General features: G+C 59.5%; 18 protein-coding genes. 10 read left to right on the top strand and 8 right to left on the bottom strand.

Annotated features, from left to right (window positions below; genetic code table 11):
• The first annotated feature begins 116 nt into the window (after positions 1-116).
• On the top strand, positions 117-410 hold the full coding sequence (locus ACESLM_RS05875; protein ID WP_372630581.1) for a DUF2277 domain-containing protein: 294 nt from the start codon (positions 117-119) through the stop codon (positions 408-410).
• 17 nt (positions 411-427) lie between these two features.
• Here the strand turns inward: ACESLM_RS05875 and ACESLM_RS05870 are convergent, their stop codons facing one another.
• On the bottom strand, positions 428-901 hold the full coding sequence (locus tag ACESLM_RS05870; protein ID WP_372630579.1) for an SRPBCC family protein: 474 nt from the start codon (positions 899-901) through the stop codon (positions 428-430).
• A 216-nt stretch (positions 902-1,117) separates the two neighbouring features.
• Between ACESLM_RS05870 and ACESLM_RS05865 the strand changes: the two genes are divergently transcribed.
• The 3 genes from ACESLM_RS05865 to ACESLM_RS05855 all read left to right on the top strand — a co-directional run bounded on the left by ACESLM_RS05865 (position 1,118) and on the right by ACESLM_RS05855 (position 3,022).
• Entirely contained in the window at positions 1,118-1,609 is a 492-nt protein-coding gene (locus tag ACESLM_RS05865) for a DinB family protein (RefSeq protein ID WP_372630577.1), read from the top strand.
• A 91-nt stretch (positions 1,610-1,700) separates the two neighbouring features.
• Entirely contained in the window at positions 1,701-2,723 is a 1,023-nt protein-coding gene (locus ACESLM_RS05860) for a helix-turn-helix transcriptional regulator (protein WP_372630575.1), read from the top strand.
• Complete coding sequence (locus ACESLM_RS05855) at positions 2,720-3,022, top strand: putative quinol monooxygenase (protein WP_372630574.1); 303 nt, start codon at positions 2,720-2,722, stop codon at positions 3,020-3,022. The genes ACESLM_RS05860 and ACESLM_RS05855 overlap by 4 nt, the downstream gene beginning before the upstream one ends.
• A gap of 27 nt (positions 3,023-3,049) precedes the next feature.
• Here the strand turns inward: ACESLM_RS05855 and dapA are convergent, their stop codons facing one another.
• Complete coding sequence (gene dapA, locus ACESLM_RS05850; protein WP_372630572.1) at positions 3,050-3,925, bottom strand: 4-hydroxy-tetrahydrodipicolinate synthase; 876 nt, start codon at positions 3,923-3,925, stop codon at positions 3,050-3,052.
• Between the two features lie 113 nt (positions 3,926-4,038).
• Between dapA and ACESLM_RS05845 the strand changes: the two genes are divergently transcribed.
• Positions 4,039-4,923 (top strand): LysR family transcriptional regulator, encoded by an 885-nt coding sequence (locus tag ACESLM_RS05845; RefSeq protein WP_372630570.1) that lies wholly within the window; start codon positions 4,039-4,041, stop codon positions 4,921-4,923.
• Here the strand turns inward: ACESLM_RS05845 and ACESLM_RS05840 are convergent.
• A complete protein-coding gene (locus ACESLM_RS05840) occupies positions 4,899-5,228 on the bottom strand; it encodes a zinc-binding dehydrogenase (RefSeq protein ID WP_372630568.1) in 330 nt (109 codons plus the stop codon). The genes ACESLM_RS05845 and ACESLM_RS05840 overlap by 25 nt on opposite strands.
• A 104-nt stretch (positions 5,229-5,332) precedes the next feature.
• Entirely contained in the window at positions 5,333-6,151 is an 819-nt protein-coding gene (locus tag ACESLM_RS05835; protein ID WP_372630566.1) for a helix-turn-helix domain-containing protein, read from the bottom strand.
• A gap of 185 nt (positions 6,152-6,336) precedes the next feature.
• Between ACESLM_RS05835 and tynA the strand changes: the two genes are divergently transcribed.
• The gene (gene tynA / locus ACESLM_RS05830) at positions 6,337-8,631 is read left to right on the top strand and encodes a primary-amine oxidase (RefSeq protein WP_372630564.1); all 2,295 of its coding nucleotides are present in this window, start codon (positions 6,337-6,339) and stop codon (positions 8,629-8,631) included.
• A 175-nt stretch (positions 8,632-8,806) separates the two neighbouring features.
• A complete protein-coding gene (locus ACESLM_RS05825) occupies positions 8,807-9,856 on the top strand; it encodes a DJ-1/PfpI family protein (RefSeq protein ID WP_372630562.1) in 1,050 nt (349 codons plus the stop codon).
• Here the strand turns inward: ACESLM_RS05825 and ACESLM_RS05820 are convergent.
• On the bottom strand, positions 9,817-10,410 hold the full coding sequence (locus tag ACESLM_RS05820) for a TetR family transcriptional regulator C-terminal domain-containing protein (protein ID WP_372630560.1): 594 nt from the start codon (positions 10,408-10,410) through the stop codon (positions 9,817-9,819). The genes ACESLM_RS05825 and ACESLM_RS05820 overlap by 40 nt on opposite strands.
• An 86-nt stretch (positions 10,411-10,496) precedes the next feature.
• Here ACESLM_RS05820 and ACESLM_RS05815 point away from each other — a divergent pair, with 86 nt between their 5' ends.
• Positions 10,497-11,141: a DUF2306 domain-containing protein gene (locus ACESLM_RS05815; RefSeq protein WP_372630558.1), complete on the top strand. Its 645-nt coding sequence runs from the start codon at positions 10,497-10,499 to the stop codon at positions 11,139-11,141.
• A 52-nt stretch (positions 11,142-11,193) separates the two neighbouring features.
• Here ACESLM_RS05815 and ACESLM_RS05810 read toward each other — a convergent pair whose 3' ends face one another.
• Both ACESLM_RS05810 and ACESLM_RS05805 read right to left on the bottom strand, forming a co-directional pair.
• Positions 11,194-12,018 carry an ABC transporter permease gene (locus tag ACESLM_RS05810; RefSeq protein WP_372630556.1) on the bottom strand — a complete coding sequence of 275 codons (825 nt, stop codon included), beginning with the start codon at positions 12,016-12,018 and terminating at the stop codon, positions 11,194-11,196.
• Positions 11,999-13,006 (bottom strand): ATP-binding cassette domain-containing protein, encoded by a 1,008-nt coding sequence (locus tag ACESLM_RS05805; RefSeq protein ID WP_372630554.1) that lies wholly within the window; start codon positions 13,004-13,006, stop codon positions 11,999-12,001. The genes ACESLM_RS05810 and ACESLM_RS05805 overlap by 20 nt, the downstream gene beginning before the upstream one ends.
• A gap of 258 nt (positions 13,007-13,264) precedes the next feature.
• Here ACESLM_RS05805 and ACESLM_RS05800 point away from each other — a divergent pair, with 258 nt between their 5' ends.
• On the top strand, positions 13,265-14,005 hold the full coding sequence (locus ACESLM_RS05800; protein WP_372630552.1) for an MBL fold metallo-hydrolase: 741 nt from the start codon (positions 13,265-13,267) through the stop codon (positions 14,003-14,005).
• Between the two features lie 28 nt (positions 14,006-14,033).
• On the top strand, positions 14,034-14,606 hold the full coding sequence (locus ACESLM_RS05795; protein WP_372630550.1) for a CGNR zinc finger domain-containing protein: 573 nt from the start codon (positions 14,034-14,036) through the stop codon (positions 14,604-14,606).
• On the opposite strand, the gene ACESLM_RS05790 is transcribed toward ACESLM_RS05795, so the two are convergent.
• Complete coding sequence (locus ACESLM_RS05790) at positions 14,603-15,019, bottom strand: hypothetical protein (protein ID WP_372630549.1); 417 nt, start codon at positions 15,017-15,019, stop codon at positions 14,603-14,605. The two genes, ACESLM_RS05795 and ACESLM_RS05790, sit on opposite strands and share 4 nt — an antisense overlap.
• Between the last annotated feature and the right edge of the window lies 1 nt (position 15,020).

The following is a 15,020-nucleotide window of genomic DNA, read 5'->3' as shown; positions in this document are numbered from 1 at the left end:
CGTTGCGTGGAGCCGATTATTGGTTAATAATGAACGTATTGGACGCTCGTTTCCCCAATTTTTTGATGAGGTGACGACGCCGCGCAGAAGAAAAAGAAAAAGTGAGGCGAGAAGCGATGTGCAGAAACATTAAGACGCTGTTTAACTTCGATCCTCCTGCATCGCCCGACGAGGTGCAGGCGGCCGCGCTTCAATTCGTGAGGAAGCTGTCGGGCTTCAACGAACCGTCGAAGGCGAACGAGGAAGCTTTCCTGCTCGCGGTACGGGAGGTCGGCGATGCCGCTCAGAAGCTGCTCGACTCGCTTGTCACCCGAGCTCCTTCGCGCGACCGCACTGTCGAGATCGCGCGTGCCCGCGCCAAATCCGCCAAGCGATTCGGGACTCCCGTCCGCGTCACTCCGGCGGAATAAACAAGAGGCGGTTCGAGCTACAGCGCCCGAATCGCCTCGACGTATTGCTCGTATCGCGTTTTCCACTCGTCTTCGCGCGACAGGATTTCTCCGCCGTTCATCAGAGCTTCCACCGCGTCCAGACAGACGTGCCAGCCGGCCAGATCTTTCGGCGTATGATCCGTGATCCGACGTATCGTCTCGATCAAGACGAGTCTGCAGCCGTCCGGCCGCGGCTCGATCTCGAAGCGGACGGTGTCCTCGCCCCATTCGTACTCCAGCACAGATCCCTCCGAGAAGTCCTTAATCTTCATCTCCTCGAACGTTCCGTCACCCATATCGAAGCGCATGGTTCCGCCTTCGCGGAGATCGTGCGAGCTAAGCTCGGCGAACCATTGCGCCAGCTTTCCGTTATCCGTCAACCACGCCCACGCCTGTTCCGCGGAATGTTTCAAATCCCGCTCATAACGCGCGACGTGGCCTTTTTCCGATGAGTATAGATTGGCTAGCATGTTCTTTTCCTCCCGAGATCGAAGATGGAATCGCTCTTAGCGCGCCTATGCTGCCGTGCATGTCCCTAGGTTCCAAATTATAGGCAAGTCCCGCAAATGTCAAGCGAACGGCAAGGCGCCGGGAAAAATCGCGCGGAGTGTTCCGAAATGACTGACCGTTTCTGTCAGGGACCAGGGCGTATACTGCTGGTGAGGTCGAAAAAGGAGGCAGATACGATGTTTGCGACAATCGAAGCGTTCGCGAAGGAATGGGAGAGCGAGTCCGAGTTGACGGATCGGGTGCTCGGGCGATTGACCGACGACTCCTTGCGGCAGGCGATCGCCGCGGACCGCCGGACACTGGGGGAATTGGCCTGGCATCTGGTGACTTCGCTGCGGTTCATGGCTGCGCTCGGGCTTGATTTCGACGGAGGGGCGGATCCTGCTCCCGGAAGCGCGGCCGGGATCGCCGAGGAATACCGCCGCATCAGCTCGGCGTTGCTTCAAGCGGTAAGGGTTCAGTGGAGCGACGACAGTCTGGGAGAGGCGAGGACGATCATGGGAGAACAATGGAGGAACGGCGATTCCTTGCGATTTACTCTGATGCATCAGGCGCATCACCGGGGTCAGATGACGGTGCTGATGAGGCAGGCTGGATTGCGGCCTCCGGAAATCTACGGCCCCACTTACGAGACGTGGGTCGATCAAGGAAAGACTCCGCTCGCTTAAAAGGCGTGAACAACTGCTTAAAAGGCGTGAATAACGTCTAGAAGTGGCGTACAATGGAGTTGATTGCGTGCCGGGAAGGAAGGTTTGAATCGTGACCAAAGCGGACAATATGTTATCGATCCTGTGGATGCTGCGGTCGGGCAAGCAGATGACGGCGAAGCAGCTGGCGGAAAAGCTGGAGATTCATGTGCGGACCGTCTATCGTTGCATCGATTCATTGTGCGCCAGCGGAGTGCCGATCATCGCGGATTCGGGACCTAACGGAGGTTACCGCATCATGGACGGCTTCTCCGAATCTCCGCTTCTGTTCGACGAGGATGAGCGGAAGGGGTTGGTCCATGCCGCGATCTTCGCGCGGGAAGCCGGCTATCCGCATTCGGAGGCGCTGGACAGAGCGGTGGACAAGCTTAAGCGGTACACGAACGAGAAGCAATTGGATCGCCTGGAACGCCACGGCGGCGGCTTGTCGGTCATCTATCCCGCGATCGACGGCAAATACCGGACGTTCCTGCAGACGCTCGAGGAAGCGGCCGGCCAGGGACGGACGCTGGAGATGGAATACGAGCGGGGGAAGGGCGAACCGTCGCCTCCCCGATCGTTCGATCCTTACGGCATCGTGTATTGGAAAGGAAGCTGGTATGCCGTCGGACACTGCGGCTATCGCGGAGAACCGCGCAGCTTCCGGGTAGACCGGATCACGGTGCTGCGGGAAACGGAAGGCCGCTTCGAACGGCCCGTCTCCTTCTCGGCCAAGGATTTCCTCCTCGGCAACCTGCTCTCCGGGGCGGGTTCGCAGGAGCTTGAGACCGTGAAGATCAGAGCGGGGGAGCAGGCGCTGAACGAGCTGTGCCGGCATTGGCTGTTCGGACACGCGCTGGCCGAACGCTGCCCCGGCGAGGCCGTGTTCCGGCTGGAGCGGTCCACGCTGCATACTTACGTGCCTTATTTTCTGATGCCATACAGCACCGCGCTGGCGATCGAGTCCGATCTTCTCGTCCGCAGAATGGCCGAGGCGGCCTCGCGAATGGCGGCGCATTACGAAGCGATGTTATCCCAATCCCAATCCCAATCCCAATCCCAATCTGAATCAAGAGAGGAAGATCGACGACGATGAGCAAGTTTGCGATGTTCGGCCAATTGATCGCCCAACCGGGCCAACGAGATGAGCTGGCCCGGCTCATGCTGGAGTCCGCCGAGACGCTGCAGGGAATGGAGGGCTGCATCTACTACATCATCAGCGAGTCGGTAGATGAGCCGGATGCGCTCTGGATATCGGAGCTGTGGGAGAGCGAAGAGGCGCATGCCGCCTCCCTGAAGAACGAGAGCGTGCTGGCGGTTATCCAACGCTGCCGGCCGCTGATCGCCGGCGTCAAGCCGGTGAAGGTGCGTCCGATCGGCGGCAAAGGCTTGTAAGCAGCCCTATCCGGCGGGTCGGCGCATTTACCCGGCAACATAACGGGACAGTCGCGCTTGCAGCTCGGGCGTAATCGGGCTCATCGGCAGCCGAACGGCGTCGTCGGCGAGAAGGCTTTGCCGCGCGAGCAGCCATTTGAGCGGCGCGGGGCTCGGTTCGCGGAACAGATCCTGGATCAGCGGCCGCAGTCCGTCGAACGTTCTCTCCGCTGCCGCATGGTTTCCGGCTGCCGCCTGGCGGCATACCTCGATGAAGTCCGCCGTGCGTACGTTTGCCGAAGCCGATATGCCTCCGCTGGCGCCTTGACGGAGCATATCCGAGAGAAGGGAGTCTTCTCCGCACAGCACCGGCTTCGTATCGGCCCGGCTCAGCTCCTGCAGCAGGTTCAGGCTGCCGGAGCTGTCTTTTAATCCGATGACTCCTTCCAGATCGAGAATCGTCCGCATCGTTCCGGCCGACAGCCGGACGCCGGTACGGGCGGGGATTTCATAGGCGATCACCGGCACGCCCGTCCGGGAAGCTCTTCGGTAATGCTCCACAATGCCGGCTTCCGACGGCCTGCTGTAGTAAGGAGTGACGACGAGCGCGGCGTCCGCGCCGATCCGGCCGGCCATTTCCGTTCGCCGAACGGTATCCGCCGTGCTGTTCGTTCCCGTTCCGACGACGATCGGAACGCTTCGCGACCTCATTGCTTCGCGGGTCGCGAGAACAAGCGCCTCGACTTCCTCCCAAGAGATCGTCGGACTCTCCCCTGTCGTGCCCCCTACGACCAGCCCATCGATATCCTTCTCCAATAGATGCTTGACGTACGTTCCGTAAGAGACCAGATCCAGCTCCCCATTCGGCAGGAAGGGAGTGACGACCGGTACGTACATTCCTTTTAACTCCGCAGCGCTCAACATGGAATTGCCTCCTTAGCAAACGGTTTGAACCTACTGTATCACGCCATATACCATCATAGTTATCTATAAGATATAATAATCATTATCAATAATGTTGATGGGTGGTGGAGGCAGTGGATCTCGTCTATTATCAGACGTTCCGGGAAGTCGCCGTGCGGCAGAGCTTCACGAGGGCAGCGGAGCAGCTCGGGTATGCGCAGTCGAGCGTAACGACGCAGATTCAGAAGCTGGAGAAGGAGTTCGGAGTTCAACTGTTCGAGAGATACGGCCGAGGCTTGCGGCTGACCTCCGCGGGCGAAGAGCTGCTGAAGACCGTCACGCAAATGCTGGAGCTGCACCAGCAGGCCAAGGAGAAGCTGGCGAGGCAAGGAGGGGGAAGCTTGACGATCGGCACGATCGATTCGCTCGCGGCCTACTATCTTCCGCCGTTCGTGCAGCGGATTCGGCAAAGCTATCCGGAGCTGAACATCCGGCTGCAGCCGGACCGCGAGGATCGGATCGTTCATCGGGTCAAGGAGGGGGAGCTCGACTTCGGCCTTATGCTCGTCGGCGAGCCGACCGATCCCGCGTTGGAATGGACGGAAATCCGCGAAGAGCCGCTCGTGCTCGTCTCCGCGCCCGATCATCCGCTCGCCCGGCTTGACCGGGTGGACTTGCGGCGGCTGGGCGGCGAGGAGTGGATCATGACGGAGGAGACGTGCAACTACCGCATTATGCTGGAGAAGCTGCTGAGGGCCGAAGGCATTCCGTACCGGATCAGCCTAGAGATCGGCAATCCGGAAGCGGTCAAAGGGTGCGTGGCCGCCGGAGGAGGCATTGCGATCCTGCCCCGGCTGGCCGCCGATGCCGAGCTGGGAAGAGGGGAACTGGCGGCGCTCCCGTTCTCTCATCCGGATCTCCGATTGAGCTTGCAAACATGCATGCATCCCCGCAAATGGGTCTCTCATGCGATGCGGGCGTTTCTGGACTCGCTTCAGCCTGCCGAGGCCGCATTCTGATCGAATCGGATGGCGATTTTGCCGAAGTAGGACACGTTCTGCAGATGACGCAGGGCATCGACCGACTGCGAGAAAGGGAAGACTCGGTCGACGACCGGACGAAGCGCGTGCCGGGAGATGGCCCGGTTCATCGCTTCGATCCTTTCCCGGCGGGCGAACAGCGAGACTCCGCCGCTGCCCAGCACGACCACCGTGTCTCCGGCCTTGACTTGACCTTCTTCGACGATGGCGTGCCAGACAGTGACGCCGGCGCACGGCAGAGTCGTCCAGCTTTGAGTGAAGATCGGGCTCACCCGGTCTCCCAAGCCGAACCGGGTCCGCCTTCCCCGAGCTTGACCACCTCCCCGACGCCGTCGGACACCGGAATCAGGGGGCCCTTCAGATTGGGATTATAGAAGCCGCCGATTACTCAGAGAAGAGTTCGACCGCGGAGAGAGCATAAAGACCTGATTTGGCTTGGGGACAAGCGGCTGAACGTCATGAAATCTTTCATGAAGTGCGCCTGATCGAAGTATCCGCGGTCGTTCGCCACCTCCGTTAACGGCCTCGTTCCCCGAACGACGCCTTCCAGAGCCTGTTGAAACCGCACGATTCGGTTGTACAGCTTGGGCGGCATGCCGACGGTCTGCTCGAACTTCGTCCTCACGTAACGTTCGGAATAGCCGCACTTCTCCGCCAGAGCCTTGATCGCGACGGAGCCGCAGGAGCGGTGCATCGCCGACAGACAGTAATCGACGAGCCCGGAGGCTCCGCCGTCCGGCACGATCAGAGGCAGGCAGTCCCGTTCGAAGCGGGCGATTTTATCCTCGAAAGTGTCGGCTTCGGCTAACTTCTCGCCTACCCTCGAATAGGGCCTTAGCGCTTCCTCGAACGGCACCTGCAAGCCGATGGCTTCTTTAAGAGGCAATCCCGGAAGCATCATGCTCGATTTGACCGACAGCCGCACGCCGAAATAGTCGGCGTTCGGAACGAGGGAGATGCTCTTCCCCTCCAGCACCGTTCCGCATATTTCCGCCTGAGCTTTGGATGGCTCGCAGCAGAACATCAAGTCCGTGCAGCCGTCGGGGACGACGTGGACTGCTCCGCCGCCGGAATCCGACCGGAACCGGTAGTAGAGCACGGGCTCGTTCGCGTAGCTTATCCGGCGTTCCTCGTAGCCGTTCGTTTGCCATTGCAGTCCGTACTGAATGATGCCGCAGCCTTTCATCCGCTCTTTCTCGATCCCCATGGGGCCATCTCCTGCCAGGCTCGATTTTGTACTAACATAGCAGAGGCTTCCCTTTCTCGTCAATGCATTAATGTTAATATAAATGACACAAAAGAGAAGAGTTGTTCCGTTTTTTACAATACACCTCACTATTGCGTCAACTAAACTAACATTAATAAATATCGCAATTAGGGAGGTCATACCGGATGAGGAAAAGAAATGGCGGGTTGCTGAAGAAGACGGCCGTTCTGGGCACGGCGATGACGGTTGCGCTTGGCGGCGGAGCGGTGACGCCGCTGGCGCCGAAGGCGAACGCTCACGGCGGGGCCGAAGAGTTCGTGCCGCTGCGTTCGACGCTGGAGGAGTTCGGGGCGACGGTCAAATGGGACGAATTTTCCGGTACGATCCTGTTGGAGAAGAACGGAACTCTGGTCCGGGTCAAGCCCAATTCCAACGCAGCTTCGGTGAACGGGCAGCGTCTGGAGCTGGAGGCGCCCGTTATCCTGAAGAAGAACGTGTCGTACGTTTCTCACCATTTTATCAATGAAGTGTTCCAATCGGGGCTGGATCGCACATTCCAGGTGGAGACTCGTCCGCATCCGCTCAATCCGCTCACTGACGAGGAGATTGCTTCGACAGTGGACGTTCTGAAGGCTGCCGGCAAGTACAAAGAGGGGTATCGCTTTACGGAGATTACCCTGAAGGAGCCGCCGAAGGCTCAGGTGTGGAATTTCGCCTACACCGGACAGCCGGTCACGGCTAACCGGAGCGCCGCGTTCGTTATTTTGGACGGTAAACAAGTCATAGAGGGAACGGTCGATCTAGCGGAGAAGAAGGTGCTGATCTGGAAAGAGGTCGAGGGCGCTCACGGGATGATCCTTCTCGACGACTTCATGGCGGTGCAAGCGGCGATCGAGGATAGCCCGGAGTACGCGGCGGCGCTGGCCAAGCGCGGAATTAAGGACGTAACGCAGGTGGTGTCCACGCCTCTGACGGTCGGCTATTTCGACGGCAAGGACGAACTGAAGCAGGACCAACGGCTGCTGAAAGTCGTAGCTTATCTGGATACGGGGGACGGCAATTACTGGGCGCATCCGATCGAAAATCTGGTTGCCGTCGTGGATCTGGAGACGAAAAAAGTGATCAAGGTCGAAGACGACGGAGTCGTGCCGATTCCGATGAAGCCGACCTCGTACGACGGCAGGGACGTGAAGGCGGCGCCTCGCTTTAAGCCGCTCGAGATCGTCGAGCCGGAAGGCAAAAACTACACGATTACGGGCAACTCGATTCAGTGGCAGAACTGGAATTTTCACGTTCGTCTCGATTCCCGGGTCGGCCCGATTCTGTCCACCGTCACCTACAACGATCAGGGTTCGAAGCGGAAAATCATGTACGAGGGCTCGCTCGGCGGCATGATCGTTCCTTACGGCGACCCGGACGTAGGCTGGTACTTCAAGGCGTATCTCGATTCGGGCGAATACGGGATGGGGACGCTGACCTCGTCCATCGAGAGAGGCAAGGACGCGCCGGATAACGCGGTGCTGCTCGACTCCACGATCGCCGACTTTACGGGACAGCCGATGACGATCCCGAATTCGATCGCGGTATTCGAACGTTATGCGGGACCGGAATTCAAGCATCAGGAGATGGGGCGCGACAACGTCAGCGCCGAACGCCGGGAGCTGGTCGTCCGCTGGATCAGCACCGTCGGCAACTACGATTACATTTTCGACTGGGTGTTCGCCCAGAACGGCACGATCGGCATCAACGCCGGAGCGACCGGCATCGAAGCGGTCAAAGGCGTCGTCTCCAAGACGATGCACGACGAGACGGCGGCTGAGGATACGAAGTACGGCACGCTGATCGACCATAACATCGTCGGAACGACGCACCAGCATATTTATAATTTCCGCCTCGATCTGGACGTCGACGGGGAGAGCAATTCGCTGATGGAGATCGATCCGATCATTGCCGAGAATACGGCGGGCGGACCGCGCGAGAGCACGATGCAGACCGTGCAGCGGATCGTCAAGACCGAGCGGGAGGCGGCGCAGAAGTTCGATCCGTCGACGATCCGCCTCCTGACCAACCTGAACAAGGAAAACAAGGTCGGCAACCCGGTATCCTATCAACTGATCCCTTACGCCGGAGGCACGCACCCGATCGCCAAGGGGGCGCAGTTCAGCGAAGACGAGTGGCTGTTCAACCGGGTCAGCTTCATGGACAAGCAAATCTGGGTGACCCGTTACGATCCGGACGAGCGCTACCCCGAGGGCAAATACCCGAACCGGGCCAAGACCGACACGGGGCTCGGGCAGTTTACGGCGGACGACCAGTCGATCGACAACACGGACAACGTCGTCTGGCTGACTACCGGAACGACGCACGTCGCCCGCGCGGAAGAGTGGCCGATCATGCCGACGGAATGGGTGTACGCGCTGCTGAAGCCATGGAATTTCTTCGATCAGACTCCGACTTTGAATTTGAACGGCAAGCCGTAAGACGCGACAACCCGGCAATTCCTCCCGAGCAAGAGGAGTTGCCGGGTTTCTCTATGCCGCCGAAGCGGTGCGGGCCGCTTTTATGAAATCGTCACAACCCGCGGTTTACATTCGGGAGATCGTCGTTTACTCTAAAAGAGACCGAACGGTTCGGTCTCAAAATGGGGGATGGACGATGAAACGAGTTCAAATCGCGCTGTTCGACGGGTTCGATCTGTTGGATGCGTTAGCTCCATACGAGGTGTTCGCCGCCGCCGAAGCCTATACCGGCGGAGCGCTCTCCGTCGAGCTCGTGACGGCGGAAGGCGCGCGAGACGTTCCAAGCGGGACGAAGGGATTGACGATTGCCGCCAGCGGCGCGTTAGATCCGAATCTCGAAGGCATTATCCTCGTCCCGGGAGCCTCCGGCGATGTCGACGGAGACGAGCCGGATTCGGTTCCGACGCTGCTCGCCAAAGCTGCGGAGACCGGATTGACGGAGGCGGTCGGGCTAGCGTTAGGCAAGCCCGGAATGACGGTAGCGACCGTATGCGGCGGTTCGCTCGCACTGGCCATGGGAGGGCTGCTCGAAGGGCGACATGCCGTGACGCATCATCTGGGCATGGAAGTGCTGAGCGCGACCGGTGCAGTTCCGGTTCAGGCGAGAGTCGTAGACGACGGAGATCTGGTGACGGGAGGCGGAGTCACTTCCGGGCTGGACGTGGCGCTTTACCTGCTTGAGCGCGAGTTCGGGTCGCGGGTCGCGATCGAGGTGGAGAGATTGTTCGAGTACGAAAGACGGGGGACGGTCTGGAAATCGGAAGGGTACGCTCCTTCGGCGAAATCCGGGCAGTCGGGAGCGTACGACGAGGATGCTCCCGGCGAACGCGAGCTTGCGCAAGCCAAGGGCGAAGCGGCCGTTGCAGGAACTTGGGAGATCGTTCTGTCCACGCCGATCGGCAAGCTGGATGTCGTGCTGGAAATCGAGGAGAAGGGCGGACGACTGGAAGGGACGGCCAAGCAGGGCGAGGAACGGGCCGATCTCATCGATCTCGAGGCGCGGGGCAACCGATTGACCTGGATGCAGAGCGTCACGAAACCGCTGCGTCTGAACCTGAAGTTCGATGCGAGGGTGGACGGCGACGAAATGACAGGGACGGCCAAAGCCGGGCTGCTGCCGGCGTCCAAGTTCGCGGGGACACGCGTTCACGGGCGTCGGAACGAAGTGAGCCAGCGCTCGATCTGAGCCTTCGAATTACGGACGTGCTTGTTGTCCAGCGTAAGCCTGCTGGCCATAATGCCGCCTTCCATCGAAGAGAAGACGAAGGAGGCCGCCGCCTCCGAATCCATGTCCGGGGCGAATTCCCCTGAGGCTTTGCCTTCCTCGAGCAGACCTTGGATGAACGCCGACATCTGCTCGAAGGCGCCGATCGCCGGTTCCCGCAAGGCGGGGAAGGCGTGGTCGCTCTCCATCGCGGTATTCAGGAACGGGCATCCGCCCGCCATCGGCGGATTGTGGACGGTGTCGCTGTAGACGTCGCTCATCGCCAAGATTTTCTCCGTCGCGGTCTTGCGGCCTTCGACGGCCCGGGCGAAGCGCTCCCAGAGCACGGTGCCCGCATACTTGAACGCTTCCAGCGCGATCTCTTCCTTGCTGGAGAAGCTCCTGTACAGACCGCCCTTGGTCAGTCCGGTAGCCTCCATAATGTCCTGCATCGAAGTGGCCGCGTAGCCTTTCTCGTTAAACAGCACCGCGGATTTCATGATAATATGAAGCCTGGTTTTCTCGCCTTTGCGCATGATCCCGATCCTTTCGTTCCTGCTTGCCTGATCGCCGGTCGATGGTCATCGGGTTCATCATAGCATAAATTCGGAGGAGTTTGTCCATGTCAACCGCCAAACGCTTATACCGCCTCATGCTGATCGTCGCCGCTGCGTTCGTCGTCTATGCGTTGTACAAAAATTTCGTCCACGATCCCCAAGCGGCGGAGTTTCTCGGCCATAAATCCGATCTGAAGCGTCCGCTGAACGTTCCCGTCTGGCTGAACGTCATGTACGTCCATGTCGTTGCCGCATGCGCGGCGATGCTGTCCGGAGCGGTCAATTTCTCATCTTCCTTGCGCCGCAAATCCCCGAGGTTCCATCGCCTCAACGGATACGCCTATGTAGCCTCCGTGATGATCGTCGTCCTGACTTCCGGCTACATGGCTCCTTATGCGACGGGAGGCAAGGCGGCCGGCATGGCTTTTAATCTGCTGAATATAATCTGGCCGGCCATGACGATCGCCGCCGTCGTGCAAGCGCGCAAAAGGCGCGCCGCCAACCATCGGAAATGGATGATTCGCAGCTTCGCCTTCTGCTTCACGAATCTGTCGATCCACCTGTTCACGACCTTGCTGACGGCAGGCTTCGGACTGGGATACGCCGTCGGCTACACGATCGGAATATACGGCACGATCGTCTTGCTTCTCGCCGCATCGGAGTGGGTCATCCGATCCGGTAACGGGGCCGGTACCCGCACCGGGATTTAACGAGTCATCTGCGAGTGACGAAGGGATGGGCCTTTGGCCGTTGATTGCGGTGCTACCTTTTATGGTTATAAAAATACATCGTCAATGGAGCGAATACGACGACGAACGCCGCGGAGAGCAGGAAGACGATAGGAAGCAACCCGCTCTCCAAGCCGCCGTGGGCCAGACCGCGCACCGCGTTCACGACCAGCGTGACCGGGTTGACGTCGACCAGGCTCTGCAGCCAGCCGGGCATCGTCGAAGTGTCGACGAAGACGCTGCTCAGGAACGTAAGCGGGAACAGCACCATCATGCTGATGCCCATCAGCGCTTTTTCGGAACGAACGATGAGACTGAGGAACGTCCATACCCAGGACAGGCTGAAGGCGAACAGCAGCAGCACGAGAACGCCGAGCACAAGGCCTCCGAAGCCGTCGGCGGGCCTGAAGCCGAGGATGTAGCCGAGTCCGATCATGATGGTCGAAGCGAGCAAATAACGGACCGCATCTACCAGCAACGCCCCGACGAGAGCCGCGGGACGCCAGAAGGGCAGCGTGCGGAACCGGTCGAATATGCCTTTCTGAATGTCTTTGTTCAGATCGATGCCCGTGTACATCGTGATCATCGAGACGGTCATGACGAGAATGCCCGGCAGTACGAAATTCAAATATTCCCCGGTGGAGCCGGAGATCGCGCCTCCGAACAGATAGGTGAACATGAGCAGGAACATGATCGGGAAAGCCGTTACGTCGAATAGTTGCTCGGGGACGTATTTGATTTTCAACAGCGCCCGCCAGCCGAAGGTCAAGGAAGCGCCGACGGCCCCGGGACGCCCCGGACGCTGCGACAACGTTAAAGCCCGCTGCAGATCGGTCGCGTTATCCTGCTTGATGTACATCTTCCGATTCCTCCCCTTCCGCTTCCGGCGAGTCCGGTTTCTTGCCCGTTAACGTCAAGAATACTTCGTCCAGGCTGGGCTGGCCCATCGAGAAATCCGCGATCCGCAAGTCCTCCGTCACGAACCGGCTGATCGTCGCGGCCGCGGCGCTATGGTCCGCGATCGGAACGATCAGCTTCAACGCCCGTTCATCCTTCTCGAACGTCTCTTGCGTCAACGAGCCAAGGATGACCGCCGCTCGTTCGAGATCGTCCGCCGCCTGAAAATGAACCGTAAGTCTGCCCGCGCCTACGAGAGCCTTCAGCTCCGAGCTCGTTCCTTCCGCAATCAGCTTGCCGTGGTCGATGACGGCGATCCGGTCGGCGAGCTGATCCGCTTCCTCCAAGTACTGCGTCGTTAGAAATACGGTCGTCCCGTTGCGGACGAGCGCGCGAATGATGTCCCACACCTGGTTGCGGCTTCGCGGGTCGAGCCCCGTCGTCGGCTCGTCGAGGAACAGCAGGTCGGGCGCCGCCACGATGCTGGCCGCGATATCGATTCTCCGCCGCATGCCTCCCGAATATTTCTTCACTTGCCGCTGCGCCGCCTCCTCCAGATGGAAGGCCTTCAGCAATTCGTCGGCACGCGCCTTCGCGTCCGTCCTGGCGAACCCGACCAACCGGGCGATCAAAATGAGATTCTCCCGACCTGACAAATCCTCGTCGACCGAGGCGAACTGGCCCGTGAGACTAATGCGCTGGCGCACTTGGTCCGTCTCCTTGGCCAAGTCGTAGCCCATTACCTTCGCGGAGCCTTCGTCCGGTTGAAGCAGCGTGGCCAGCATGCGAATCGTCGTTGTTTTTCCTGCTCCGTTTGGACCCAGAAAACCGTAGATCGAACCTCTCGGCACCTGCAGCGAGATTCCGTCGACGACGCGCTGATCTCCGAACTTTTTGACCAGTCCATCGGTCTCGATGGCGTAATCCGGACGGGAATTCAAACCGTTCATGCTTTGCGATCCCTCCAACTCTCCGTTTTATCGTTCACCGGGTCAGCGTTTCTTCGAATGTCTCTATTATTGTAGTATATACAGATATTGTAGTATAGCCGGAGGAAAGACATTTCTTCTGAATGGCTTGTTTTTCGCTTTGGGGTTATATAACCCTTTAAATATATGTTTACAGGTTATGCAAGGGATGTTATGCTTCCCTTGAATGATAACCGTTAAATAACTATATTAAAGGTTATAAAAAGGAGGGTGATCGCTATGGAAATTCAACGACTGCCATGGGCGGGAGTTCGCGTTACCTTAAGAGGAAGCTCGGTCATGATCGACCCGGTCACAAGAATTCCGGAGCGATTCGGGGGCGCGCGGGAGACGATGTATCCCTTGGCGCAGTTCGGAGCGACCGACGCCGTATTGCTGACCCATCTGCACGAGGACCATTTCGATCCGGACGCCATCGTCGCCGCTTATGGGGCGAATATCCCCGTGTACGCACCGGCAGACGTTGCGGACGCGGCGCGAGCGGCCGGCTTGGGCAATGTTATCGCCGCTTCCGTCGGCGAGGTGTACGGGATTCCGGGCGGAGTCTCGGTCATCCCGGTTCCTTCGGTGGACGGCGTCGGCGACGTTCAGGTCGGCTGGGTGGTGAAAGGGGACGGACGTACGGCCATTCATTGCGGGGATACGTTATGGCACGGATACTGGTGGAGCATCGCCCAAGCGTACGGACCGATCGACGCCGCCTGTTTGCCGGTCAATGGAGCGGTGCTGGAATTGCCGGGAAGAACGGCGAGCGGACAGCCGATCTGCTTGACGCCGGAGCAAGCCGTCGCGGCGGCGCACGTTCTCGGGGCGGGAACGCTGGTGCCGATTCATTACAAAGCGATTCACCATCCGCCGGTCTACCGGGAGACTCCGGACATTGAAGCTCGTCTCCGGACCGCCGCGGAGGGGAAAGTCGGATTGTCCCTGATCGGGGCAACAGAAACCGTAACGGTTTAAAGACGAAATATCGAATAGGGGACAGCATATGGAAAGAGACCTGATTGGGCTTGGCGGCGCCGCCTGGATCGACCTGGCCAATACCTATATCTTTCGAGATAAACAGAGGACCGATCTCCTCCAAGAGCCCGGCTTCGTTCATACGTGGCTGGATGCGCACGGCTGGCCGGCAGGAGAGGACGAGGCCGGGGCCGCGACCGATCAGTTGGCGCAGCTCAGAGAGCTGTGTGTAAGGGCGCTTGACGAACTGGCGTTGGAAATGAGACTGTCGGAAAGCACGATGTCCGATCTGAAGAAGGAAGCGGGCCGGGTATCGCTCGAGGCCCGAATCGACGGGACGACAGGGATTCCCGTGCTGACCCGTGAGGGGCGAAGCCTCATGGATCGAGTGCGCTATGGGATTTTGGATTCGCTGACCGAAACGCTCGGCACATATCCTCCGGAACGAATCCGACAATGCGAACATAAGAACTGCATTCTTCATTTTGTAGATACGTCCAAGGGCGGACGGCGGCGCTGGTGCAGCATGGACAGATGCGGCAACCGGCAGAAGGCGGCGGAATTTTACGCCAAGAAGAAGGACAAGACGGGTCGCGGCTAAGCTTGACCTAATCGCGGAGGGGGCCGCCAAGGCACTTTTTTGGCCTCCAGACTCCCGTCCCGCCGGCGCCAAGGCACTTTTTTGGCCTCCAGACTCCCGCCTTGCCAGCGCCAAGGCACTTTTTTGGCCTCCAGGCTCCCGCCCTGCCAGCGCCAAGGCACTTTTTTGGCCTCCAGGCTCCCGCCCAGCCAGCGCCAAGGCACTTTTTTGGCCTCCAGGCTCCCGTCCCGCCGGCGCCAAGGCACTTTTTTGGCCTCCAGGCTCCCGTCCCGCCAGCGCCAAGGCACTTTTTTGGCCTCCAGGCTCCCGCCCTGCCAGCGCCAAGGCACTTTTTTGGCCTCCAGACTCCCGTCCCGCCAGCGCCAAGGCACTTTTTTGGCCTCCAGGCTCCCGTCCCGCCAGCGCCAAGGCACT

The sequence above is a fragment of the Cohnella sp. genome, from assembly GCF_041641335.1.
In the GTDB taxonomy this organism is placed as follows: domain Bacteria; phylum Bacillota; class Bacilli; order Paenibacillales; family Paenibacillaceae; genus Cohnella.
This window is presented reverse-complemented; position numbering and strand designations above follow the sequence as displayed.

Bases quoted from the DNA above. Each gene is read 5' to 3' on its own strand.
- dapA (WP_372630572.1), bottom strand. From the start codon at position 3,925: ATGTTGAGCGCTGCGGAGTTAAAAGGAATGTACGTACCGGTCGTCACT.
- ACESLM_RS05835 (WP_372630566.1), bottom strand. From the start codon at position 6,151: ATGGGGATCGAGAAAGAGCGGATGAAAGGCTGCGGCATCATTCAGTAC.
- ACESLM_RS05800 (WP_372630552.1), top strand. From the start codon at position 13,265: ATGGAAATTCAACGACTGCCATGGGCGGGAGTTCGCGTTACCTTAAGA.
- ACESLM_RS05795 (WP_372630550.1), top strand. From the start codon at position 14,034: ATGGAAAGAGACCTGATTGGGCTTGGCGGCGCCGCCTGGATCGACCTG.
- ACESLM_RS05865 (WP_372630577.1), top strand. From the start codon at position 1,118: ATGTTTGCGACAATCGAAGCGTTCGCGAAGGAATGGGAGAGCGAGTCC.
- ACESLM_RS05815 (WP_372630558.1), top strand. From the start codon at position 10,497: ATGTCAACCGCCAAACGCTTATACCGCCTCATGCTGATCGTCGCCGCT.
- ACESLM_RS05820 (WP_372630560.1), bottom strand. From the start codon at position 10,410: ATGCGCAAAGGCGAGAAAACCAGGCTTCATATTATCATGAAATCCGCG.
- ACESLM_RS05810 (WP_372630556.1), bottom strand. From the start codon at position 12,018: ATGTACATCAAGCAGGATAACGCGACCGATCTGCAGCGGGCTTTAACG.
- ACESLM_RS05805 (WP_372630554.1), bottom strand. From the start codon at position 13,006: ATGAACGGTTTGAATTCCCGTCCGGATTACGCCATCGAGACCGATGGA.
- ACESLM_RS05855 (WP_372630574.1), top strand. From the start codon at position 2,720: ATGAGCAAGTTTGCGATGTTCGGCCAATTGATCGCCCAACCGGGCCAA.
- ACESLM_RS05870 (WP_372630579.1), bottom strand. From the start codon at position 901: ATGCTAGCCAATCTATACTCATCGGAAAAAGGCCACGTCGCGCGTTAT.
- tynA (WP_372630564.1), top strand. From the start codon at position 6,337: ATGAGGAAAAGAAATGGCGGGTTGCTGAAGAAGACGGCCGTTCTGGGC.
- ACESLM_RS05875 (WP_372630581.1), top strand. From the start codon at position 117: ATGTGCAGAAACATTAAGACGCTGTTTAACTTCGATCCTCCTGCATCG.
- ACESLM_RS05825 (WP_372630562.1), top strand. From the start codon at position 8,807: ATGAAACGAGTTCAAATCGCGCTGTTCGACGGGTTCGATCTGTTGGAT.